Consider the following 22,526-nt stretch of genomic DNA (forward strand, 5'->3'; position numbering starts at 1 on the left):
CAGAAACCTGTACTTCCAAGGAAACAAACGATGCGTGTCGCAATACTCGGTGCGGGCTCGATAGCCTATGGCAATGCTGCGCTGCTCGCCTCCCTCGGGCATGAGCCCGTGCTGTGGTCGCCGTCCGGCAAAAGCGGGCAAAGCATCGTCGCCGGCAAACCGCTCTCCGCGATGGGCTCGCTCGAGGGGACGTTCAAGGTCACGATGGCGACGAGTGCGCGCGACGCGATTGCAGGTGCCGACGCCGTGCTGGTGGCCTTGCCGGCCAATGGCCATCGCATGGCGCTGGATGCCGCGGCTCCCCACCTTGCCAGCGGTCAGATCGTCATCATCAGCTCGCACACCTCATTCAGCGGCCTCTATATCGCCAAGAAGATCGCGGAGCGCGGGCTCGATATCCCTGTCGTTGTCTGGGGAACCACTGTGACGGCAGGGCGCCGCACCGGGGATGCGAGCGTGAACGTCTCGACGATCCGCTCCAAGGTCGATATCGCGACCATCCCAGCCTCGGCTGGCGCGCGCGGCCTCAAGGTCTGTCAGGAGCTGTTCGGCGACCGTTTCGTCGAGCGCTCCGACGCGCTGGCGATTTCACTCTCGAATCTCAATCCGCAGAACCATCTCGGCATCGCCCTGTGCAATTTCACGCGCATGGAGCACGGCGAAACCTGGGGCCAGAACGAAAACAACACCGACTCTGTCGGCCGCCTGCTCGAAGCGCTCGACGCTGAACGCCTCGCCATCGCCGAGGCCGCCGGCTACAAGGTGCGCACCATCCGCGAGCACTACAACCTCTCCTTCCATGTCGAGCCCGGACCGGTGGGCGAGATGGCCCGCCAGCTTGCCGCTCGCGGCAACGGTGGCAACGGTCCCGATAGCATCGACACGCGCTACGTGCTGGAGGATGCGCCTTTTGGTCTGCATCCGACGGTGCTGCTCGGCAAATTGACCGATCGGCCCGCCACCCTGCACCAGGCTGGCATCGACGTCTTCTCGGCACTTTATGGCCGCGATTTCGCGAGCGAGAACGATCTGCTCGACGACATCGGGCTCAAGACCATGTCGCTGGCCGAGCTTAAGACGCTGGTTCGTGACGGCTGGTCCACTCGGTCGCCGCAGTAGGCCCGGCGTCCAGTTCAATCGCCCCTCATTCGATCGGAAATGCGGTTATGCTTGAGATCATCGTTGTCGGTGCCGGCGTCCTTGGGACGTCGGTGGCTTATCGTCTTGCGCTCGCAGGCGCGAAGGTCACCGTGTTGGAGGCCACGCGCGTCGGAGGGGGCACCTCCGGCATCAGCTTCGCCTGGACGAATTCCAGCAATAAGGCGCCGCGCCCCTATCACGATCTGAATGTCGCAGGCATGCGGGCGCATGCGGCACTGAAGGACGAGTTTGGTGCGACTCCGTGGTGGCATTCCGGCGGTCGTGTCGAATGGAGGGACGAGGCGGGGAGGGATGAGCACCGCGCCAAGGTGGCCCGCCTCAAGGAATGGGATTATGCGGTCGAATGGATCGACCGCAAGCAACTGCTTGATCTCGAACCCGATATCGATCCTGCGGCCGTGGGCGATGCGCCTGTCGCCTGGTATCCCGAAGATGGATGGCTCGATCCTGTCGTCTATTCGCATGCGATGATGAGCGCTGCACGCCGCAAGGGCGCGCAGTTGCATACGCAAACGAAGGTTACCGGCCTCCTTGTTCAGAGCGGCAAGGTCAAAGGGGTGCACACCGAGGCGGGGGAGACCCTGACGGCCGATGTCGTGGTCAATTGCACGGGGCGCTGGTCGAACGACACGATTGCGGGAACGGCCCCGAATGTGCCGCTGGCGCCGACCGTCGGGTTCCTGGTCTTCACGCCCCCGGTTCCCGCCTCGATCCAGCGTGTGGTGGCCACGCCGGTTTGTGATTTCCGACCGGACGGCGCCGGCAGGCTGATGGTGCACTGGGGACCGGCCGATGCCCTGGCTACGCCCGAGATCACGAACCGTCCCGGCCTCGACCAGGCGGCCGATCTGGTCGCGCGGCTGACACGGATCCTGCCCGGAATTGCTCCGGTGAAGCCGGAAGCGAGCCGCATCACCCAGCGTCCCATTCCAAAGGACGGCCTCTCCGCCATCGGTCCCGTCCCCGGCCTCGATGGCTACTATCTCATGGTCACCCATAGCGGGGCGACGCTATCGCCTGCGCTCGGAGCGATGGCGGCGGACGAGATCATGAGCGGCAAATCACGTCCTGAACTCGCGCATTTCCGGCCGGCGCGGTTCTTTTGCTAGGATCGTGATGGTTGGAGGCAAATGTGAGCGGGCGGGCACGGTAACGAAGCGCTAAGGACAATAGGAGCAATTCTTTTCAATTAGAGGCAACAACTGCTGCCGATGGCAGTTGGCTAAGGGTCGCCTTACCCGAAAGCACGTCATGTCAAAATTGGTTGTCCTGATCGTAGAAGACGATCCTCTGCTCCGAATGGACGCCGTCGACTTCATCGACGAATCGGGCTTCGAAGCAGTCGAGGCCGCCCATGCCGACGAGGCGATTGCCATTTTGAAGGCCCGCGATGACATCGGGGTTGTGTTCACAGACATCGAGATGCCCGGCTCCATGGACGGCATCAAGCTGGCCCATTTCGTCAGGCAGGGGTGGCCGCTGGTCGTGATGGTCGTGGCGAGCGGACGCCTCGTCTCCGCTGCCGGCGATCTCCCGGACAACGTCCAATATTTCAGAAAGCCTTATCGACCAGCCGAGGTGATAGAGGCCTTCCGGCAGGCGGCTTGATCAGTCCGCGGTCAGCGCCTCTATAGGTCCGCGAAGCGCGAAGAAGACCCCGGATGGCTCATAGTTTATCCCCGCCGTACCGCTGAAGTATCCCGCCAAGGCGCGCTCGATCATGCGCGATCCAAAGCCACGCCGGGTGGGCGGCTCGACGGGTGGGCCGCCGCTCTCCCGCCACTCGAAATTGAACTCCCCTCCCACGACCGACCAACTCACGTCGATACGTCCCTTGTCCTCGCTGAGGGCGCCATATTTCGTGGCGTTGGTCGCCAGCTCATGGAGCGCGAGCGCCATCGCCAGAGCCGTTTTCGACGAGAGCTCGACCGTGGGCCCCTCGATCCGGAAACGGGTCAGGTCACCGTGCCCCTTCAACGATTCCTTGATGAGGTAGGCCAGGCTCGCCTTGGCCCACACGGACTGCGTTAGGATGTCCTGCGCGGAGGCCATCGTAGTGAGGCGGGCGACAAACGCCTCCTTTATGGCGTCTACCTCGGGACCGCCGCGGATCGTCTGATTGGCGATCGCCTGGATCATGGCGACCGTGTTCTTCATCCTGTGTTTCAGTTCAAGAGCGAGCAGGCGTTGCCGCTGCTCAGCTTCCTTGATCACCGTGATGTCCCGAGACACCGCCAGGATGGCTTCCGGCTTGCCGTCCGGGCCGATGATCGGCCCAACCTGGACGTCCCAAAAGCGGGGGTTGCCGGCGGCTGTGTTGGCGGCCCCCTGAAACCGAAAACTGCGTCCTGCGCGCGCTTCCTCGATCGCGAACTTGGCGTCGGCGTTGCCCTGGTCGGCCCAGAAGTCCGGCCACGGGCAGCCCTTGATGGCGTTGAAGTCGCTGACTTCCATGACGCGCTGGCCACCCTCGCTCATGAACGACAGCTTGCCTTCGAGGTCGATGACCTTGATGCAATCGTCGGATGCCGCCAACAGGCTTCGCATGAAGCGGGCGTCGCGAAGTTCAGATGTCGTCAAACTGTCCCCGATCCCGCCCCGGTCGGGCGGAGCGTTCCCGGCTTATGCCATGGCCTTGGCACATGACCTAATCGCCGTCTCTGTCATTTGACGCCCAAGGTCTTTCTAGCTGGGGGGCCAAGCGAGGCGTTTGGATGCGCCTTGGGCGCAGGGGGGCGGTTAGTCCTCTCCGGCGCAATCAGTATCTTCGGCGTAATGACGCGATCGATGAGAGACGTTTACCGCGCCACCGAGTGGGGCATCGCCGATTTGGGGAGTGAGGCATAGGGTACAATCGCCTCGAATACTCACTCCAGACCTCGGTTGGGGAACGGTCCTTGTCCCGCCACGTTACCCGAAAGGGCACGCCCTAACTCACCCTTAGGGGGTACAGACCATGACCCGCTATTTTTTCGACAGCACGGATGGCGACTTCGTCGATATCGACGAGGACGGAATCGAACTTCCCAGCGACGGAGAGGCTCGGCGATCGGCTTTGGACGCCTTACCCGATATGGCTCGCGCGGCGATGCCCAACGGCGACTGCCGGTTGTTCGTCGTCAGCGTCCGCCGGGAAGACAGTGGCGTCATTTACCGGGCGAGCATGGAGCTTTTGGGTGAGCGGACCGAGCATTGGTCCACAACGGAGGACGACATGGCGAAGGCAGATCAAAACAAACCGACAGGCCAGCCCGGGAGGACAAGCGATAGCCGCCCGCGGCCGGGGACAGGCATACCAAAAGATGATCGCGCCAAGCCGGCGGCGGATGCGAATTTCCCAGCACCAGCAAAGGGCGATCCAAAGCCCTCCAGCTCACCGAGCGCGCTCGATCCTGGGCGTCCGGTGAAGAAGGACTGAATGGCGCTGACGGTAGATTCTGGAGAAAATCCGAGCATCGGATTGGTGAGCGGCTGGACTTGGCGGTGGAACTCAAGCGGCTATCTCGAAGGTTTCGTCAGGAGGCGACTGCTCGTCTGGCGGGCGCGTAACGCAATTAGATCGTTCGCTTCCGCGCCAGGAAAAATCGCGCCATCTCCCGAGATGCGTCTGGTCCGGTAGCGTCAGTGTACGACCCGAAGGCTTTGCCACCGGCCCACGCGTGCCCGGAGCCGTGTACCACCCATGTCTCCAGCAGCACATTGCCGGCACGTTGACGGTAGGTTGTTCGGGTAAAATCACGCCCACGGGGAGATCGCCCGATAAAGGTCTGGACCGCGAGCGCACCTCGGTTGGACTGTCGCAGTCGATCGACAAAGCCGTTGGCATTCGATGGGTGCACCGTGCTGTCGCGATCGCCATGGAAAACGATCGTCGGAAGCGGTTGGGCAAATTTCCCTAAGGCTCCCGCAGGATTTGGCCCGGGGCCCCGCCGCATTGCCAGACGGGCTTCTGTGAGACTGCTGATCGTTCCGCCCGAGAGACCCGAATGAACTCCTACTGCGACATAGAGTTCAGGATAGGCCGCAGCAATGATGGCAGCCGCCGCGCCCCCCGCAGAAATTCCCGCGATGTAAACGCGCGCAGGATTGCCCTTGCAGAACCTGAGCACGTGTCGTGTCAGCGCTGCAATGGTGGCGGGTTCGCCGGAGCCGCGCCTTTGGTTGGCGGGCCGATGCCAGTTCCAGCACCGTGCCATGTTGGCCGAGGCGGATTGCTCGGGATACAGCACGAGAAATCCGAGTTCGTCCGCAACTTCGTTCATGCCTGTTCCAGACGCGAAGTCAGAAGCGGATTGAGTGCAGCCATGCAGCATAACAAGCAAGGGCAGGCGCCTGCGGGGTGAGCCAATGGGCGTGTAAAGCCTGTAGCTCAACGCGCCACCGGAGCCCCTGAAACGATCGCTGATGAAAGTACCCGATGCGGGTCTAATCGGCGGCACCGCTTTCGCGGTGATGCTCCGTTTGGCCATTTTGGCGGTTTTCTTGGCACGAGCCGGCCTTGGCGCCTTTGTCAGCTTTCGGATGAGAGACGCTGATCTTGCCGCGCTCCGGTTTGCGGCGCGTGTTGCGCTCAAAAGCGTTCGAAAGGGATTTCTCATGCGCAGATCCCCTGCCGGGCGCTTTCATCTGCGCATCACAACCTAACCTTCCATCGATTGAAATGATCCGCACTGGAGGCCGCTAGATTCCGCAACATTTTTGATTGCCCGAAGTTCTCTCGGTTTGGGAGTGATCGATTTGCGAGCTCAACGTTTGCTAACCCAGTTGTCATTGGCGGCTCTTGTCGGGTTTGGTGGATCAATTGCCATCTCTCAGTTTGAGCGTTGGCACACGAGGAAGGGCAGGCGCACGTTAGTGCGCGAAGGCGCTGATGCCGCGACGCCCGTAGAGATACCTGCCGGGGGCTGGTTCGCGATCGTCCGGCGGACCTATGAGGAGGTCGGAAAGGACCGGGTGCTCGCCGTCGCCGCGGGCGTAACATTCTATGGACTGCTCGCGCTGTTTCCAGCCGTGACAGCATTCGTTTCGCTGTATGGGATCATTGCTGATCCCGCCACCGTGGCGGATCAACTGGCAATGGCGGAAGGCTTGTTGCCAACCGGCGCCCTCGAGGTTGTGCGCGATCAGATTACCCGGATCGCCACAGGCGATGAAACGAAGCTGGGAATAGCATTTCTGATCAGCCTCGGACTGTCGGCATGGAGCGCCAATGCTGGTGTAAAGGCGCTCTTTGATGCGTTGAACGTCGCCTATGGTGAGGAGGAGAAGCGCGGCTTCCTCCGGCTGAACCTGACCACGCTCGGCTTCACTCTTGCGATCCTCCTCTTCGCCTTGTTGGCGCTTGGCGCTATCGCAGCCGTCCCGATGCTGCTTGATTTCCTGTACCTGGGCGCGGCAGCGGAATGGCTTCTCTGGCTCGGGCGCTGGCCAGTGCTGATCCTGGTCCTGATGCTCGGGCTTTCCGCGCTCTATCGGTTTGGGCCCAGCCGCGACAACGCACAGTGGAAATGGGTCAGTCCCGGCGCCATCCTGGCGAGCGTGACTTGGCTCATCGGTTCTCTCGCGTTCTCCTGGTACGTCGCGACGTTCGAGGATTACAATAAGACCTACGGCACGCTTGGCGCGGTCATTGCTCTGTTGATGTGGATGTGGCTGTCCGCGACGATCGTTCTGATCGGAGCTGAACTGAATTCGGAAGCTGAGCGCCAGACCTTTCGAGACACAACGCAGGGGCCTCCGGAACCTATTGGCTTTCGGGGCGCCGACGCGGCGGATAACAAGTTTTGAAGAGTCCACTCCGATCCCTCAAACTGTTCGCCTGGAGGCGGTTCACATCGCCGGACGACAGTTGAGGAAGCGTTCCGACTGGCATGCGTGGGCAGGCGGCCCCAGCGCGTCTCCCACCATTTAGGACAGTTTTGTGATCAGTACCGCGGTGTGATCGATCTCGAAGGTTTGCTCATCGACATAGTTCACCAGGGCGCCGGTATCGAGCGTGTATGATGTCCCGCGGATTCCGGGATAGAGGCGCCAGACAATGACCGTGTGAAGGTAACCCTCATCGTCCGCGCATCGAACTCGCGACACTTCATTTGGCAAGCTCGCGATCGAACTACCACGAGCGGGCGGCAACCTGCGGTTTGATGAACGGCTAGGCCTCGAACTCGAATGATGTAGTCTCGGCAAAGAGCCCATTGGGTCACCTCTCCGCTGCTGCAAGACTTCAACTCAATCCCCTTGTCCGTGTTCCTTGGCTCCGGAACGAATCTCGTAGTCCCGGAAGTGTGACCGCACGGGCGAGGGAGCTGGCGTGGGGCAGCGAGCACGTACTACCGCGGTAAGTATCTCTATTGGACGTTGAAAACCCAAATTCGGCGTCTCATCATGTCTATACGAGAATTGCGAGTTCCGCGATTTTTACTGTACCGAGTTGACTTTGGAACGTCAGTGAACGGTCGAGACTCTGCTGTTGTGAAACTCCGGAGATTATGTGCTCGCCCGTGTCATAGACGGTCCGTTTGGTTCCTTCGTCGATGACCAGCCGACGAGCTGCAGGAAAGAACGCGTACCGCATGTCGTTTTGGCTTCCCGCGGTCGCTGGAAGGCCAAACTCGTGAGGCCAGCCTGATTCGCTTCCGCGCGTTGGATTGTTTGCGCCGGAGGACTTGGCTCCGCCCATCTCGACTTCCCCGCTCCGAAGCGCATCAGCTAGATCATTGAGAACGCCATCAAGCTTTGCCTTTGTGGCAGCATTGAACATGTCGCCGACCATACTCATCCCCCCAACGGACCATTGGGCCATGCCGCCGAACTCGGGGTGAGAGAATTGGGCCATTGAGCCGTGACCGCGTCGAAGCGCGGCCAAGGCAACCTCTACCGCGTCTAGACCCACCCCATGCTTCTGCGCCGTCCTCGCAATCAAATCCTGACCAAGGCCATTTGCCGACACGGCTGGAGCGGGGCGAATTCCGCTTCTTATGGCGGCTTCTTGCGCCGGGGAAAGAGGATGTCCGTGTCCGTCTTTCATTTGCCACCTATGATGCTTTGGATTGCGGTTTGCGGCACGAGCCCGTGCTCTCGATGAACAGGGGCATCTGCGCATTGTTCCGTGCGAACCATTCCATCGACAGGGCTTGATGAACGGGGAGCCCTCGGCGGCTAATCAGGGCTGTGTCCCCAAAGTCGCCGTTGGGGGCAGGAATCTTATGCCACGATGGCTGAAGCCGGCATGGAGCGGACCCAAGTGCGAGCGCCTTTGAAGTCCGACGAAGCACTGATTTAGAGATCTTGCTTCAGGTGCCAGATTGCGGCGCCGAGGGATATTAAACGAGCGGCGCCTTTCCGTTAGGTCGTCGAGGTCTTTGTTTCCCGTCCTATGAAGACAAGCCTGTGGTCCGACACCGAGGTGACCACTATGAGCATTTCAATGCCATCATCGCAGGACAGGCGCATGCTTTCCGCGAAGATGCCGGGGTCCGTTGGGCCCGGTTCACAAAACAAGTGACCCGCTCGACCGGCCTGCGCCGTTTCGATGTATCTGTAAGTTACGGGCACACTTATCGCACCTTTGGCAACCAAAACACCTTTGCCGGTAAACATCGCGCACCTGCTTGCCGCCAAATCCGCAACGGAATGGATGCAGTATCACAGAATTAAGCCCCGGAGCGGAGTGAATGCAACCAATCAGACCGTGTATGGAGTAGGCGAATTCTTCGATCGCGCTAAGCGGGCCATCAGCGGGTTCGTCTGGGCACCCGCTTCTCGGCAAACGTACTGCACGGCCGAGCGATAGCCCGCGCTGCGGCACAAATCTCGTTTCCGAGAGTTGGAGGTACGAAGCCGCATTTTCGCGGCACCGGAGTCAAGAGGATGTTCGATATCTTCAAATTCATCACTGAAAAAGTCCGCGAACAAGCCACGGAATACGCGGAAGCGCAGGCCCAGGTCGGTTCCCGGCAGATCGCTGCCTATCTCGATCCTTTCGGCCTTGTGGCGGCGGTAGCTTCGCCCAGTCTGGCGCCCGTCACCATCCGCGCTACGAAGTCGAGTACGCCTCGGCTGGCGAATGAGCGGCGGCCGGTCCAGGGTAAGCGGAAGCCGAAACAGCGCTAGGGTAGGGTTCCATCCGACACCGATGGGCGCCGGATGCAAGCGAAGTTTACCGGGCGGGGCCCACTAGGTGTTGGGTTGCTTGCGAGGACCGCCGGGCTTTGCCCGGGTGCGCTTCACGGCAACGGGTGGAGGTGGTGCCGCCTTGGTCTTGCGCCCCAGGCCTGATGCCTTTGCAAGAGCGGCCCGAGCCTCGGAATACGTTGGTGCAACCATCGGATAATCCGACGGCAGGCCCCATTTGGCGCGATATTGCTCCGGCGTCAGGTTATAGGCTGTGCCCAGATGACGCCTGAGGGATTTGAACGCTTTCCCGTCTTCCAGGCAGATGATCGCGTCCGGCGTTACGGACTTCTTGATCGGAACAGCCGGGACTAACGGCTCTGGTGCTGGCATTAGTGCGGGTTTGGTGCCGAGCTTTGCGAGCGCGGAATATGTGCTCGCAATCAAGCCCGCGAGATCGCTGCGCGGCACATCGTTGTGCGCGACATAGGCCGAAATAACAATCGTGGTGAGCTCGAGTAAACCTTCTTCTTCTTTTCCCATAGCGCTTCCTATTTATAACGTGCCCCCCGCGCATCAGTTATTCTGACAAGAAGGGCGGTTGCAATACTCTTTGCCACGACGATCGTGCTTCGGTTTGATTTTCGAGTTATTATTCTGCTGATCTGCACGCACGGGCTGCGATAGGTAATTTTCGGAAGCGGGTGCAGTGTTGCCGCGCAATCCTGCTAACGTCCGCACTGCAGTCTCGCCTGATCGTCTGCCGAAGCCCTGACGCCACGCGAGTCGACCGTAAGCGAGCATAATCGACGCTTCAGAGGGAACCAAACTGCCGCAACCGCGTTTTGGTCTGTCGGTGAAAGCCGGAGTACGGGGGAATCCGTGTCAGGTGTGAAACCTAGGGTGCTCATCGCTGAGGATGAGCCGATCATTTCGATGATGCTCGAGGAGTTCCTTCTTGATGCAGGTTGTGAAGTCGCGGCGACAGCTCAGACTCTCGCGGCCGGGCTTGCTCTCGCCAGTGCAACCGAATTGGACTTTGCCATTCTGGACATGAGCCTCGGCGCGAATTCGTCTTTCGCCATTGCTGATGTACTAGCGAGCCGCGGAATCCCCTTCATCTTCGCGTCGGGGTTTGGGCGCGATTCCCTTCCGGAGCATCACCGGGGGCAAATGGTGCTCAATAAGCCATTTCAATACCCTGATCTCGTCAAGAGCTTGAACATCGCCCTCGGGGGGCGTTTTTCTCTTGAGGAGTTCTTCTAGCCCGAACTCGTTGCCCGGTCGTTGCGCCACGAAAATCAGCAACACCAGTGCATCATATCGCTACAGCGGCGAATGCTATCGCGTCAGCAAGGGGGCAACATTGCATGCTCGATTGCAGCAGCAAGCTGGGCCTGTGCGAAAGGTTTCCCCAGCCGATGCAGGTTGGCCAGGCCTTCATCATCGGGTAATTCGGCATATCCGGATGCTAGGATTATCGGAAAGGTGGGCTGGGACGACCTGACCCGGCGCGCTAGTTCGGCGCCGGTCATGCCAGGCATCGCATGATCGGTAATAATCAATTCAATCTGTGGATTTGAAGCCAGGACTTCCAACGCCTTCGCTCCGGACATAACCTCGATTGCCGTGTGCCCGAGATCCTCCAGCATGGCTGCCGTACCCATCGAAACGAGCGCATCGTCGTCCACGACGAGAATTGTCCGGGAAACAAACTCTGACTGGCGCTCGGGATCTGCCGCCTCCTCGAATAAGGTCTCCACCTCTGGCTCCTCCGACGAAACTGGAAGCCAGAGGTCGACGCGCGTGCCTCGGTTGACCTCGCTCGAAAGCGCCAGCGTACCACCCGACTGTGCTGCAAGGCCGTGCACCATTGATAACCCCAGGCCTGTCCCTTTGCCCGGACCTTTGGTCGTGAAGAACGGTTCCGCGGCCTTAGCTAGCGTAGCCGAGTCCATACCGAGCCCGGTATCGGAAACGCTGATACACACATACGCGCCGGGCTTTAGGTTTTGATACTGATGGTCCGAAGAAATAATCTTATCCTCGGCATGAATCGTGATTGCGCCGCCCGATGGCATGGCGTCGCGTGCATTTACAACCAAGTTCAACAACGCAAGCTCAAGTTGATTTGAATCAGCCAGTACTTTTGTGAGGTTTTCCGGAAGGCTACTGGATAACTTGATGCCCGGGCCGACCGCGCGCTGGAGAAGATTCTCCATTTCGTTGACGAGATGAATAATATCAACGGTTTGGGGTTTCAGTTCTTGCCTGCGCGCAAACGCGAGAAGTCGCTGGGTTAGTGCCGCGCCGCGTTCGGAAGCCTGTATCGCATTATCAAGCAACCTGTCGGTTCGCTCCTCTCTCGGCAGATGCTTCCTGAGCAGATTCAAACTTCCAAGAGCAGCCATCAGGAGGTTGTTGAAATCATGGGCGACACCGCCCGTGAGCTGCCCGATCGTATCGAGCTTCTGGGCCTCGAATAGCTGCGCTAGCGCTTCTTCGCGTTCGCGTGTGCGCTCTTCGATGCGGTGCTCAAGGTGTTCATTGAGCAGACGAAGCTCGGCAGATGATGCCTCAAGTTCGGCCGTCCGCTCAGCGACGCGGCGTTCGAGTTCAGAATTGAGACGTTCAAGCTCCCGGTTCTTGCGGTAGAGCTCACAGAAGACCTTGACCTTTGCTCGAAGGACCTCGGGAACCACCGGAACCGCAACGTAATCAACTGCACCGACCTCGTAACCGCGCAAGCGATCGGGCTCGGCCATCATGACGGCAGAGACAAAAATGATTGCCGTCTTTTGGTAGCGAGGGTGTTCGCGGATCATCGCGACGAGCTCGAAACCGTCCTGATCCGGCATACAGACGTCAACCAGTATGACGGCCACGTCCGTTTTTAGAAGATGCTCCAGAGCTTCCCGGCCGGACTTTGCCTTTATGAGATTTTCACCCAATTTCCCAAGAATGACTTCGTAGCTCAGCAGCTTCGCCGGCTGGTCATCAACGAGCAGGATATTGACCGGATCCATAGTTTGGATTCCCATCAGCGATGGAGCCACATCCGCAGAGCTGAAAGCAGTTGCTCTGTGTTCACCGGTTTAGCGAGATAGTCCGAAGCTCCAGCCTCCAAGCATTTCTCCCGATCCCCTTTCATTGCCTTGGCGGTGAGCGCCACGATCGGCAGCCGCCGCAGCGATGGATTGGAGCGAATGACCTGGATTGTTTCATATCCGTCCATGCCGGGCATCATGATGTCCATCAGAACGAGCGCAATCTCCGGCTGAGCATTGATTATTGAAATGGCTTCGCTCCCGGTCGTCGCCGTAAGGACCTTCATCCCGCGACGCTCTAGAACGCTGCTGAGCGCGAAAATGTTTCGCGCATCATCATCCACCAGCAAAATCGTTTCCCCCTCGAGGTCTTCGTCGGAGCTATGCAGTCGCTCCAGCATGGCTTGTTTCGAAGGAGGAAGATCGGAGACGACTCGATGGAGGAAGAGTGCAGTCTCGTCGAGCAGCCGTTCAGGTGACTCGACCCCCTTCACCACGACGCTACGCGCAATCGTATGAAGCTGCGCATCTTCCTCGGGGGAGAGTTCGCGGCCGGTGAAGACAACCACTGGCACGTCAGCAATCGCTGCATCGTCGCGAATTCGCTCCAGCACTTCGAATCCGGACATATCAGGCAATTTGAGATCCAAGACCACGCAATCGGTCGAACCTTCGCTCAGGATCTCAAGCGCTCTAGCGCCCGTGTCTACGCTGGTGATGTCGATATCGGCGTGGCCCAGAAGTTCTGTCACGCCAAGGCGTTCTCCTTCATTATCTTCGACGAGCAGCAGGTGCTTCCGGTGAGGCTCGGCGTACGACTTCAATCTCGAAAGCGCGCGATCGAGACCCTCGCTCGTCGCTGGCTTGTGCATGAATGCGAAGGCCCCGCGCGCTAACCCGTGCTGACGGTCTTCGTCCAGGGTCACGATCTGCACGGGAATATGGCGGGTCGTCGAATCCTGCTTCAATTGGCTGAGCACCGTCCAACCCAACATATCCGGCAAGAAGACGTCGAGAGTGATCGCAGTGGGATGAAATTCCCGCGCGAGCGAGAGCGCGTCCGCGCCCCGCATCGCGATGAGCACCTTGAACCCGTTCGCGTGGGCCAGGTCGACCAGAACGCTGGCAAAGTGTGGATCGTCCTCGACCACAAGCAGGGTCGCGTCTCCGTCCAGGATCCTGTCGCGATCATCGAGGATCTGTTCGGCCGCCTTGTCCCCCAGCCGTCCGGTTGTGAGTGCCGCGATCGAAACCGCTGCGGCATCTGTCGCTGTAGGCCTCATCGCGATCGGGGCGGCGCCGACAAAGTTCAGGGGCAGATAGAGGGTGAAAGTGCTGCCCGCGCCCGGAGCGCTCTGCAACTGAATCTCGCCGCCGAGTAGATTTGCCAATTCACGGCTGATGGCGAGTCCGAGGCCGGTCCCTCCGTATTTGCGGCTTGTTGAGGCGTCTGCCTGCTGGAAGGCCTCGAAGATGATCCTTTGCTTCTCGGGTGGGATACCGATGCCCGTATCCGATACTTCAAAGGCGACCACGGATGGAGCATGCCTAAGTGACGGATGATCGGGGCTCCAGCCACTCAGCACCGGGGATACTCGCAACCGGATCCCGCCGTGGGCGGTGAATTTGAAAGCGTTCGACAGCAGGTTCTTGAGGACCTGTTGCAGGCGTTTGGAGTCCGTGACGATGCTGCGAGCGAGGTCCGGAGCGAGTTCCACATCGAATGAGAGATTGCGGGCTTCCGCTTCGTGCCGGAACGGCCGTGTGAGGACATCGAGCAGGCTATTGAAGAAAATCTCTTCGGCGTCGACAGAGACGGTCCCGGATTCGATCTTGGACAGATCGAGAATGTCGCTGATCAGATTCAACAGATCTGTGCCGGCGCCGTGAATCGTCCTCGCAAACTCGACCTGCTTGTCAGATAGGTTGCGGTCGGGATTCTCTCCCAACTGCTGTCCCAGAATAAGGATAGAGTTAAGCGGTGTGCGCAGTTCGTGCGACATGTTCGCCAGAAATTCGGATTTGTATTTTGAGGTGAGAGCAAGCTCAGTCGCCTTTTCCTCAAGGGCGCGTCTTGCCTGTTCGATCTCCTGGTTTTTGGCTTCGACTTCAACGTTTCTTTCGGCGAGCTGCTGGGCCTTTTGTTCGAGCTGTTCGTTCGTCTGCTGCAGCTCTCTTTGTTGTGTCTGGAGTTCCGTTGCGAGCTGCTGCGATTGCTTCAGAAGACCCTCGGTCTGCATCGTGGCCTCGATCGAGTTCAGAACGATGCCGATTGACGTGGTGAGCTGGTCCAGGAAGGAGAGCTGGAGCTCCGTGAAGCTTCCGATCGAGGCAAGCTCGATGACCGCTTTCACCTGCCCCTCAGAAAGCACCGGCAGAACGATTGCGTTTCGCGGCCGAGCCTTGAAGACACCTGAGCCGATCGGTGTGATATTCTTTGGGAGGTCGGTGACGAGGATCCGACGCGCATCCTTTGCGCATTGACCAATCAGGCCATCACCCATCTGCAGCCGCACCGGATGGCCGTGGACGGCGTCGTCAGCATAGGTAGAGAGGAGCCGCAGGCTTGTCAGATCGGCGTCGGCCTCAACCTGGTAGATAACGCCGTGCTGAGCGCCCACCAGCGGTGCCAGTTCCGAAAGCAGCATGCGACCTACCGTTGAAAGGTCCCGCTGCCCCTGGAGCATACTGGTGAAACGCGCGAGGTTGGTTTTCAGCCAGTCCTGTTCGGTGTTGCGCTCGGTCGTCAGGCGCAGATTGCCGATCATCGTGTTGATGTTGTCCTTGAGCTCGGCGACCTCTCCTCGCGCCTCGACCTGGATCGAGCGCGTCAGATCTCCCTTGGTCACCGCGGTCGCGACCTCGGCGATGGCGCGAACCTGGGTGGTCAGATTGGCAGCCAGCAGGTTCACGTTGCCCGTCAGATCCTTCCAAGTGCCTGCCGTGCCCGGAACATTCGCCTGACCGCCGAGGCGCCCTTCGACACCCACTTCTCGCGCGACCGTCGTCACCTGGTCCGCGAACGTCGCGAGCGTGTTCGTCATGTTATTGATGGTCTCCGCTAGGGCAGCGACCTCGCCTTTGGAGGCGACCGTCAGGTTCTGCTCGAGGTCACCATTGGCGACGGCCGTAACCACTTTGACGATGCCGCGAACCTGTTCGGTGAGGTTGGCGGCCATGACGTTGACCGTATCAGTCAGGTCCTTCCAGGTACCCGCAACACCCGGCACCTGAGCCTGTCCGCCAAGCTTGCCTTCCGTTCCCACTTCGCGCGCAACGCGTGTGACTTCGCCAGCAAATGCATTCAGCTGGTCGACCATCGTGTTGATGGTGTTTTTCAGTTCGAGAATCTCGCCCTTCACGTCGACGGTGATCTTGCGGGAGAGATCGCCGCGCGCCACGGCGGTCGTGACCTCGGCGATGTTGCGAACCTGCGTGGTCAGATTCGCTGCCAAGAGGTTCACGTTGTCAGTGAGATCCTTCCAGGTGCCCGCCACGCCTGGAACCACCGCCTGACCACCCAACCGGCCATCTGTGCCGACTTCGCGCGCGACGCGAGTGACCTCTCCCGCAAAGGACCGAAGTTGGTCGACCATCGTATTGAGAGTGTCCTTGAGCAGCAGGATTTCGCCGCGCACGTCGACTGTGATCTTTCTGGAAAGGTCGCCATTGGCGATCGCGGTTGCGACCTCCGCAATATTTCGAACCTGGGCGGTCAAGTTGCCAGCCATCGAATTCACGCTGTCGGTCAAGTCCTTCCAGGTTCCGGCGACGCCGGGCACCTGGGCCTGGCCACCGAGTTTTCCTTCCGTGCCGACTTCGCGCGCGACACGCGTGACTTCCCCCGCGAATGCATTGAGCTGATCCACCATGGTATTGATGGTGTTCTTCAGCTCGAGGATCTCGCCTTTCACGTCGACGGTGATCTTGCGGGAGAGATCGCCGCGCGCCACGGCTGTCGTGACTTCTGCGATATTGCGGACTTGGCCCGTCAGGTTGGAGGCCATCGAGTTGACGTTCTCGGTCAGGTCCTTCCAGGTTCCGGCGACGCCCGGCACCTGGGCCTGGCCGCCGAGCTTGCCTTCAGTGCCCACCTCGCGCGCCACGCGCGTCACTTCCGACGCGAAGCGATTGAGTTGGTCCACCATCGTGTTCAGGGTTTCCTTCAGCTGAAGAATCTCGCCTTTCACGTCGACGGTAATCTTGCGCGAAAGGTCGCCATTCGCGATTGCAGTCGAGACCTCGGCAATGTTGCGAACCTGGGCTGTCAGATTCCCGGCCATTGAGTTCACGCTGTCCGTCAGGTCCTTCCAGGTGCCGGCGACACCGAGAACATTGGCCTGACCTCCGAGCCGGCCCTCCGTACCGACCTCGCGGGCGACGCGCGTCACCTCGCCGGCGAAACCGTTGAGCTGGTCGACCATCGTGTTGATCGTCTCCTTCAGCTCCAGAATTTCTCCGGACACCGTGACGGTGATTTTCTTTGAGAGGTCGCCCTGCGCCACAGCGGTCGCAACTTCAGCGATATTGCGGACCTGACCGGTCAGGTTCGAAGCCATCGAATTCACGGAATCGGTGAGATCCTTCCAGGTCCCTGCGACGCCTTTGAGCTGGGCTTGCCCCCCAAGCTTGCCTTCGGTACCGACCTCCCGCGCTACGCGCGTGACCTCGGATGCGAAGGCGTTGAGCTGGTCCACGGTGGTGTTGATGGTCTCCTTGAGCTGGAGGATCTCACCCTTCACGTCGACGGTGATCTTCTTCGACAGGTCACCATTGGCGATCGCAGTTGAAACCTCTGCGATATTGCGAACCTGAGCCGTCAGGTTGCCGGCCATGGAATTGACGTTCTCGGTCAGATCTTTCCAGGTTCCGGCGACGCCGCGTACGTTGGCCTGGCCACCAAGGCGCCCCTCCGTGCCGACTTCACGCGCAACGCGCGTTACTTCCGAGGCAAAGGCGTTCAACTGGTCAACCATCGTGTTGATGGTTTCCTTGAGTTCCAGGATCTCGCCCGACACGGTTACGGTGATTTTCTTTGACAGGTCGCCGCTGGCAATCGCCGTCGAAACCTCTGCGATATTGCGAACTTGGGCCGTCAAATTCGACGCCATTGAATTGACGTTGTCGGTCAGGTCCTTCCAGGTTCCTGCGACGCCGGGCACCTGCGCCTGTCCGCCAAGCCGCCCCTCGGTACCGACCTCGCGCGCGACCCGCGTGACCTCGCCCGCAAAGCCGTTGAGCTGGTCGACCATCGTGTTGATGGTTTCCTTTAGTTCCAGGATTTCACCCGAAACATTCACGGTGATCTTGCGAGAAAGGTCGCCGCGCGCCACCGCTGTTGTAACCTGCGCAATATTTCGAACCTGAGCAGTCAGGTTGCCGCACATTGCGTTCACGGAATCGGTCAGGTCCTTCCAGGTCCCTGCTACCCCGGGGACGAGCGCCTGTCCGCCAAGCTTGCCTTCGGTGCCAACTTCACGTGCGACGCGGGTGACCTCGGACGCGAAAGAGCGCAACTGGTCGACCATCGTATTGATGGCTTCTTTGAGTTGCAGGATTTCACCGCGCACGTCGACGGTGATTTTCTTAGACAGGTCGCCGTTTGCAACCGCGATGGTTACCTCTGCCAGATTGCGGACCTGGGCCGTCAGATTCGAGGCCATAGAATTGACGCTCTCGGTCAAATCCTTCCAGACCCCGGTCACCTCACGGACTTGCGCCTGACCGCCCAGCTTGCCGTCCGTCCCGACCTCGCGCGCCACGCGCGTCACTTCCGAGGTGAAGACGCTGAGTTGCTTGATCATCGTGTTCACGATGGTTGCCGAGCGCAGGAACTCGCCCTTGAGCGGGCGCCCGTCCACATCGAGTGGCATCGTTTGGAGGAGATCGCCCTTCGCCACTGCTGAAATCGTGCGATTGACTGCGGCGGTCGGCCACAGCAAATCATCGATCAGCGTGTTGACCGAGTTCTCCATATCGGCCCACGCGCCAACGGACAGGCCGAACCGTACCCGGGTGCGCGTTTTTCCGTCCCGACCGACAACCTGACCGACATGCTCCAATTGCTCGGCCATGCGCCCATTCGCAGCGACGATGTCGTTGAAGGCGTCTGCGATTTTGCCTGCAAGGCCGGTTTGGTTCCCACGAAGCCTGACGGAAAACTCCCCTCGGCGCATCGCCTGGAAAGCGTCCAGAAGTTCATGCAGATCAACCGAAGAGCTGTCTGCGGCCGATGTAGCGCCCAAATCAGCGTGTCCAACATTCCGTAAGGCACGCGGTTTGTGTTTGGCCAGCGATTGGTCTTTGTCACCACTTGAGTGGTCCATGGATACTGGCTCCGTTCGGTATCGACCCCAAGGCATATCCGTGGCGTGCCGCTAATCCAGCTCGCCCACCTGAACGCAAATTCGACCGGGGCACTCTCGGTGAACCTTAACTATGCGCCCAGTCGAATCGCGAGTGCGGGACGGGAGGTTTTGATGTCCATCGCGCCGGAAGTTCTTTGTGAGAAGGTCCGACCGGAGAACGCGCTGCCTCATTGTCCTTCGCCCCCGTTTCCGCGGCGCGCGAAGCCTGTCCTCGGCCACGATACCAGATCAAACATCTTTGAAGAGAATGGTTGAGGGAGGCTGAGCGTGCCCCTAGCGCGGCGGCTCGGGAAGTGGTCGGGGCAATCGCTCAAAGATGCTCGCCCATGCAGAATCCAACGGCGGATGCACACGCCAGCGTCGTGCTGGTTTTTAGGATGCCCATCCCCGCCTCCCCATCTGAGTTCGAGTTACAACGCATTCCGCTTGCCTTAGTTCCAACACAACTAGGTCGGTCCGACGTGAGTTCATTCCTCGGATTTCTCTTCAGCGAATGTTGTTGCCGAGCAGCGCGAGAAGAACACCCTGACAAGCCCTGCTGCGGCGTCTGGGGAGCGCGGTCGCGGCCGAACGGAAAGAGCAAAAGTTCCGTGGAACAACCGCGCCACGTTGCGGTTTGTGTTGGCACATATGCTAACCGTTTCAGGGAGATACCGATGAAAAGGACCATGATCGCGGCGGTTGTCGGGGTTGCGGCAATCCTGGGTGCTCAGGCTCAGACATCGACGACCGCGCCAACTCCTTCACCAAATGCTCCTGCCGACGCGAATGCGCCGCTGCCCGGCGCCAATAGCTTCACGGAAGGCCAAGCGAAGAGCCGCCTCGAAGCTAACGGCTACACCGCAGTCTCCGAACTCAAGAAGGACGACAACGGCGTGTGGAAGGGCAGGGCGACGCACGACGGCCAGCCGGTCAATGTGAGCGTCGATTATCGCGGCAACATCACGCGCAACTGAGGATCTCCCAGATGACCCAGACAATCACGCGTTCGTACGATACCTACGAGCAGGCTGAATCCGTGGTTCGAAAGCTGAAGGACGCCGGCGTCACCGATTCCGATATCAGCCTTGTCGGCCGCCACGCCGATGTCGATGAAAGCCACGCGGGCGAGGGGGCGGGAGTCGGGGGCTTGATCGGCGGTGCAGCAGGGCTGCTGGCGGGCCTCGGTCTGATTGCCATCCCCGGCATCGGCCCTGTGGTGGCCGCTGGATGGCTTGCCGCAACCGCGGCGGGAGCTGCGACCGGCGCCGTCGCGGGGGGGCTTGTGGGCGCCCTGACGAGTTCGGGCGTCGATGAAAAGGACGCCCACTACTATGCGGAGGCTGTGAGGCGTGGCGGCAGCGTCGTGGCTGTTCGAACAACCGATGAACAGGCCCCGGCAGTCGTCGCAATAATGGACGGCGCCACGCCGATTAACACCGTCGACCGCCGCACTGCGTATGAGAGGGAAGGGTGGACCCAATTTGATCCGGAAGCCCCGCCATACGTGAGGCCCTCGCTTTAACTGACGAGCAGGCCCCGGCAGCAATGGCGGGGCCGCCGGCCGGTTGTCCAGGAGGTTGCACAACAGCCTGCCACCCTGCGCCGCTATCTCGATCGATCAACTTCCCAGCGGCGGCCGCGATGCGATGAATTGAACGCGCCGAGGGGAGCGGGAACTTGGCTACGTCGCCACGGATAAGAATGCATGGCCCAGTATTTTTTCGACATCGAGATCAACACGGAACTGGTCGTAGACGACGAAGGAATCGACCTTGAAGATCACGTCGCCGCGCGTCTTTCGGCCCTTTCAAGTCTGGGCGACATCATCGCCGAGCACATCCAGACCAGTGACGATCTGAGAGTGGATATGAGAATCCGCTACGCCGATGGCACCCCCATATTTGCAGCGAAGCTGACGCTCAATAGCCAGTGGCTAACCCCAGTTCCCCCCTCTCAACTTCGGCAGATGGTGCCTCGCAAGACGGAACCGTGAGAGAGGAGTGCATCATCTTGGGTAGTGCCCATGGGAAACTGCGGCCTACAACCGGGGCCACAACAGGAAGCCGAGACGGCGCCCGATCACTCCGAGATGACCTCAACACTCTTGTCGATTGTGATCGGCAGACTGCGAACGCGTTTGCCTGTCGCGTGAAATATCGCGTTGGCGACGGCGGCCGCGGTGCCAACGATGCCCTTCACCGAGACCTTTACCCCGATCGGGCTGAATTGATCGTCATGCTCCTCAACAAAGATCACCTCGATGCCGTCGATATCGGCGTTCGAAGCGACGTGATGTTCACCGAGATTGCTGTTTATGAACCGACCGTAGCGATGGTCGGTCAGTGTGTCCTCGTGAAGGGCCATTCCGATGCCCCGGGGCGACCCCGAAACTGCCGGCGTGATCGCGAGCACGGCCAAAGCGCTGCTGGGGGCTATTGTGCCGGGAAACCGGAAAGATTGACGGAGCTAGATTTCGAAGCCGTCATCCAATCTGACTTACTGATTAATCTGCGCGTGCAACCATAACACTCCGGAGCCCAGGAGCATGAGCCACGCGAACATGACCACAAACAACACAAAGGCGAATGAACCCTCTCGATCGCGAGGGGTAACATTGAAGGGATTCTGATCCCCTTCGGCTGCGTTGGCGTCATCAGCATTGAGCGGCAGGTGAGTCCGGTGGAGTGCTGTCATTGCGGCAGTCCGTTCCGTTTGAGGCCAAACTCCAATCACCTTGGAAAACCCTTCGCTAACCATTTGGTTCGCACCAGCCAGGGCAAATCGCACCTAAATTCTGGCAGACACGCTATCGGAAGAAAGCGAGCAGGATGATAATCGGCAGCGGAATTCCCAACATCCAGAGAAGTATGCCGCGGCCCATGACTGATCCTCCAGTTTGCGTAGATTGAACCCGAAAGATACGCGAGTGTTCCGCGGGTATGGGTTACCCGTAGAAATGACCAGCTCCGCCTTCTTTTGATGCTGCCGCCGCTTCTGGGGAAGCGGCCGCTCTGATCCGTCAGCAGGCCGATCGGCTAGGCCCGGATTTGGACGATGTCATGAGATCGGCCGGTCACCGGAGCACCGATTCCCGAGCGGGAGCAAACATTAGGGGATTTCGTCGAGGGGAGCGTTGCGCAGAACTGCCGGCCCTTCTTCAGGTGGGCAGGCTCATTCATCGAAGTCGCATTCTGAACAATCCATGATGAGACGCGTCGAGGCCGGCGGGGCCAATTCAGGGATTGACCGGCAATGGATAAACGACCCTGACTTTAAGAGTGCTTTGGACGCTTGGATGGATCTCATCGGCGGGGATAGCCGACCTTCGCTGCCCATCGACAACCTGCTCAATTGCGGACCCCTGTGCCGTGGACAGCCGCTCCCCCAGTACGATCGGGCCGACTTGACCGTGCGGAGTGACCGGACTGTCGGCCAAAACGAAGACTGGTGAAAGCAGCACGATGGCGGCACACATAACGGTCGATCGATAATTCATTATGATGCTCCGAATTTGAGCATCAAACCTTTGATATAGTATAATGTTCCACATCAATCTGGCTGGCGGCCCTTGAATTACGCTTGCGCTGGTTGAAGCTCTTCAGGAGCGCGGATGAAACGAATGTCCCCCAAGAACAACCAAAGTGAGGCCGATCCAGGGTGCACCGGACAAAGATTTCTTGAACAAAGTCTCGATCAATCCGAAGAATCGGGATCGGGATCTGCCGATAAACCGGATCCCAAAACCAGGCGAGAAGTCGCCGATAAGTGGCGCCAAGAATGAGGTTGGCCCGCTGACGGAACAGATAAGGGGTGCTCGGAATTCCCTTTCCAAACTGACGCAGCAAGCCCTGCCTGC

The 22,526-nt window shown here is 59.7% G+C and carries 19 protein-coding genes; 10 read left to right on the forward strand and 9 right to left on the reverse strand.

Translation table 11 applies throughout. The features are described from left to right. Window positions 1-30 precede the first annotated feature (30 nt). The 3 genes from BIWAKO_RS31885 to BIWAKO_RS31895 all read left to right on the forward strand — a co-directional run bounded on the left by BIWAKO_RS31885 (window position 31) and on the right by BIWAKO_RS31895 (window position 2,769). Window positions 31-1,119 carry an NAD/NADP-dependent octopine/nopaline dehydrogenase family protein gene (locus tag BIWAKO_RS31885; RefSeq protein ID WP_069883020.1) on the forward strand — a complete coding sequence of 363 codons (1,089 nt, stop codon included), beginning with the start codon at window positions 31-33 and terminating at the stop codon, window positions 1,117-1,119. Window positions 1,120-1,166: 47 nt separating this feature from the next. Continuing rightward, window positions 1,167-2,270 (forward strand): NAD(P)/FAD-dependent oxidoreductase, encoded by a 1,104-nt coding sequence (locus BIWAKO_RS31890; protein ID WP_069883021.1) that lies wholly within the window; start codon window positions 1,167-1,169, stop codon window positions 2,268-2,270. A gap of 142 nt (window positions 2,271-2,412) precedes the next feature. Next, window positions 2,413-2,769: a response regulator gene (locus BIWAKO_RS31895; RefSeq protein WP_069883022.1), complete on the forward strand. Its 357-nt coding sequence runs from the start codon at window positions 2,413-2,415 to the stop codon at window positions 2,767-2,769. Here BIWAKO_RS31895 and BIWAKO_RS31900 read toward each other — a convergent pair whose 3' ends face one another. Then, entirely contained in the window at window positions 2,770-3,708 is a 939-nt protein-coding gene (locus BIWAKO_RS31900) for a sensor histidine kinase (protein WP_069883023.1), read from the reverse strand. It abuts the gene before it with no gap. A 409-nt stretch (window positions 3,709-4,117) separates the two neighbouring features. Here BIWAKO_RS31900 and BIWAKO_RS31905 point away from each other — a divergent pair, with 409 nt between their 5' ends. Continuing rightward, the gene (locus BIWAKO_RS31905; protein ID WP_069883024.1) at window positions 4,118-4,579 is read left to right on the forward strand and encodes a DUF6894 family protein; all 462 of its coding nucleotides are present in this window, start codon (window positions 4,118-4,120) and stop codon (window positions 4,577-4,579) included. A gap of 136 nt (window positions 4,580-4,715) precedes the next feature. Here BIWAKO_RS31905 and BIWAKO_RS34600 read toward each other — a convergent pair whose 3' ends face one another. Both BIWAKO_RS34600 and BIWAKO_RS36435 read right to left on the reverse strand, forming a co-directional pair. Next, entirely contained in the window at window positions 4,716-5,630 is a 915-nt protein-coding gene (locus BIWAKO_RS34600) for an extracellular catalytic domain type 1 short-chain-length polyhydroxyalkanoate depolymerase (protein ID WP_201788726.1), read from the reverse strand. Further along, window positions 5,587-5,787, reverse strand: coding sequence for a hypothetical protein (locus BIWAKO_RS36435; RefSeq protein ID WP_069883025.1), 201 nt, complete (start codon window positions 5,785-5,787; stop codon window positions 5,587-5,589). Before BIWAKO_RS36435 ends, BIWAKO_RS34600 begins: the two co-directional genes overlap by 44 nt. Before the next feature lie 228 nt (window positions 5,788-6,015). On the opposite strand from BIWAKO_RS36435, the gene BIWAKO_RS31915 reads away from it, so the two are divergent. After that, on the forward strand, window positions 6,016-6,948 hold the full coding sequence (locus tag BIWAKO_RS31915) for a YihY/virulence factor BrkB family protein (protein WP_069883026.1): 933 nt from the start codon (window positions 6,016-6,018) through the stop codon (window positions 6,946-6,948). A gap of 601 nt (window positions 6,949-7,549) precedes the next feature. On the opposite strand, the gene BIWAKO_RS31925 is transcribed toward BIWAKO_RS31915, so the two are convergent. Further along, window positions 7,550-7,933 (reverse strand): hypothetical protein, encoded by a 384-nt coding sequence (locus tag BIWAKO_RS31925; RefSeq protein ID WP_244523707.1) that lies wholly within the window; start codon window positions 7,931-7,933, stop codon window positions 7,550-7,552. A 1,097-nt stretch (window positions 7,934-9,030) separates the two neighbouring features. On the opposite strand from BIWAKO_RS31925, the gene BIWAKO_RS31935 reads away from it, so the two are divergent. Then, the gene (locus BIWAKO_RS31935) at window positions 9,031-9,273 is read left to right on the forward strand and encodes a hypothetical protein (RefSeq protein ID WP_069883030.1); all 243 of its coding nucleotides are present in this window, start codon (window positions 9,031-9,033) and stop codon (window positions 9,271-9,273) included. A gap of 63 nt (window positions 9,274-9,336) precedes the next feature. Here BIWAKO_RS31935 and BIWAKO_RS31940 read toward each other — a convergent pair whose 3' ends face one another. Continuing rightward, window positions 9,337-9,816, reverse strand: coding sequence for a Ros/MucR family transcriptional regulator (locus tag BIWAKO_RS31940; RefSeq protein ID WP_069883031.1), 480 nt, complete (start codon window positions 9,814-9,816; stop codon window positions 9,337-9,339). 360 nt (window positions 9,817-10,176) lie between these two features. On the opposite strand from BIWAKO_RS31940, the gene BIWAKO_RS31945 reads away from it, so the two are divergent. After that, complete coding sequence (locus BIWAKO_RS31945; RefSeq protein WP_244523708.1) at window positions 10,177-10,539, forward strand: response regulator; 363 nt, start codon at window positions 10,177-10,179, stop codon at window positions 10,537-10,539. A gap of 83 nt (window positions 10,540-10,622) precedes the next feature. Here the strand turns inward: BIWAKO_RS31945 and BIWAKO_RS31950 are convergent, their stop codons facing one another. Both BIWAKO_RS31950 and BIWAKO_RS31955 read right to left on the reverse strand, forming a co-directional pair. Then, the gene (locus BIWAKO_RS31950; protein WP_069883364.1) at window positions 10,623-12,299 is read right to left on the reverse strand and encodes a response regulator; all 1,677 of its coding nucleotides are present in this window, start codon (window positions 12,297-12,299) and stop codon (window positions 10,623-10,625) included. Between the two features lie 14 nt (window positions 12,300-12,313). Next, on the reverse strand, window positions 12,314-18,565 hold the full coding sequence (locus BIWAKO_RS31955) for a HAMP domain-containing protein (protein WP_069883033.1): 6,252 nt from the start codon (window positions 18,563-18,565) through the stop codon (window positions 12,314-12,316). A gap of 791 nt (window positions 18,566-19,356) precedes the next feature. Here BIWAKO_RS31955 and BIWAKO_RS31960 point away from each other — a divergent pair. From BIWAKO_RS31960 to BIWAKO_RS31970, 3 genes are all read left to right on the forward strand, one after another. Then, window positions 19,357-19,644: a PepSY domain-containing protein gene (locus tag BIWAKO_RS31960; RefSeq protein WP_371332317.1), complete on the forward strand. Its 288-nt coding sequence runs from the start codon at window positions 19,357-19,359 to the stop codon at window positions 19,642-19,644. An 11-nt stretch (window positions 19,645-19,655) separates the two neighbouring features. After that, window positions 19,656-20,192, forward strand: a complete 537-nt coding sequence (locus BIWAKO_RS31965; RefSeq protein ID WP_069883035.1) for a general stress protein — start codon at window positions 19,656-19,658, stop codon at window positions 20,190-20,192. Between the two features lie 183 nt (window positions 20,193-20,375). Then, window positions 20,376-20,663 carry a DUF6894 family protein gene (locus tag BIWAKO_RS31970; protein ID WP_069883036.1) on the forward strand — a complete coding sequence of 96 codons (288 nt, stop codon included), beginning with the start codon at window positions 20,376-20,378 and terminating at the stop codon, window positions 20,661-20,663. A gap of 86 nt (window positions 20,664-20,749) precedes the next feature. Here the strand turns inward: BIWAKO_RS31970 and BIWAKO_RS31975 are convergent, their stop codons facing one another. Both BIWAKO_RS31975 and BIWAKO_RS35705 read right to left on the reverse strand, forming a co-directional pair. Then, window positions 20,750-21,082: a xanthine dehydrogenase family protein molybdopterin-binding subunit gene (locus BIWAKO_RS31975; RefSeq protein WP_141740436.1), complete on the reverse strand. Its 333-nt coding sequence runs from the start codon at window positions 21,080-21,082 to the stop codon at window positions 20,750-20,752. Window positions 21,083-22,188: 1,106 nt separating this feature from the next. Continuing rightward, entirely contained in the window at window positions 22,189-22,515 is a 327-nt protein-coding gene (locus tag BIWAKO_RS35705) for a hypothetical protein (RefSeq protein WP_141740437.1), read from the reverse strand. Window positions 22,516-22,526 lie beyond the last annotated feature (11 nt).

It is taken from the genome of Bosea sp. BIWAKO-01, assembly GCF_001748145.1.
In the GTDB taxonomy this organism is placed as follows: domain Bacteria; phylum Pseudomonadota; class Alphaproteobacteria; order Rhizobiales; family Beijerinckiaceae; genus Allobosea.

Coding starts and splice junctions, on each gene's coding strand:
- BIWAKO_RS31885 (WP_069883020.1), top strand. CDS start 31: ATGCGTGTCGCAATACTCGGTGCGGGCTCGATAGCCTATGGCAATGCT.
- BIWAKO_RS31890 (WP_069883021.1), top strand. CDS start 1,167: ATGCTTGAGATCATCGTTGTCGGTGCCGGCGTCCTTGGGACGTCGGTG.
- BIWAKO_RS31895 (WP_069883022.1), top strand. CDS start 2,413: ATGTCAAAATTGGTTGTCCTGATCGTAGAAGACGATCCTCTGCTCCGA.
- BIWAKO_RS31900 (WP_069883023.1), bottom strand. CDS start 3,708: ATGCGAAGCCTGTTGGCGGCATCCGACGATTGCATCAAGGTCATCGAC.
- BIWAKO_RS31905 (WP_069883024.1), top strand. CDS start 4,118: ATGACCCGCTATTTTTTCGACAGCACGGATGGCGACTTCGTCGATATC.
- BIWAKO_RS34600 (WP_201788726.1), bottom strand. CDS start 5,630: ATGGCCAAACGGAGCATCACCGCGAAAGCGGTGCCGCCGATTAGACCC.
- BIWAKO_RS36435 (WP_069883025.1), bottom strand. CDS start 5,787: ATGAAAGCGCCCGGCAGGGGATCTGCGCATGAGAAATCCCTTTCGAAC.
- BIWAKO_RS31925 (WP_244523707.1), bottom strand. CDS start 7,933: ATGGTCGGCGACATGTTCAATGCTGCCACAAAGGCAAAGCTTGATGGC.
- BIWAKO_RS31935 (WP_069883030.1), top strand. CDS start 9,031: ATGTTCGATATCTTCAAATTCATCACTGAAAAAGTCCGCGAACAAGCC.
- BIWAKO_RS31940 (WP_069883031.1), bottom strand. CDS start 9,816: ATGGGAAAAGAAGAAGAAGGTTTACTCGAGCTCACCACGATTGTTATT.
- BIWAKO_RS31950 (WP_069883364.1), bottom strand. CDS start 12,299: ATGGATCCGGTCAATATCCTGCTCGTTGATGACCAGCCGGCGAAGCTG.
- BIWAKO_RS31960 (WP_371332317.1), top strand. CDS start 19,357: ATGATCGCGGCGGTTGTCGGGGTTGCGGCAATCCTGGGTGCTCAGGCT.
- BIWAKO_RS31965 (WP_069883035.1), top strand. CDS start 19,656: ATGACCCAGACAATCACGCGTTCGTACGATACCTACGAGCAGGCTGAA.
- BIWAKO_RS31970 (WP_069883036.1), top strand. CDS start 20,376: ATGGCCCAGTATTTTTTCGACATCGAGATCAACACGGAACTGGTCGTA.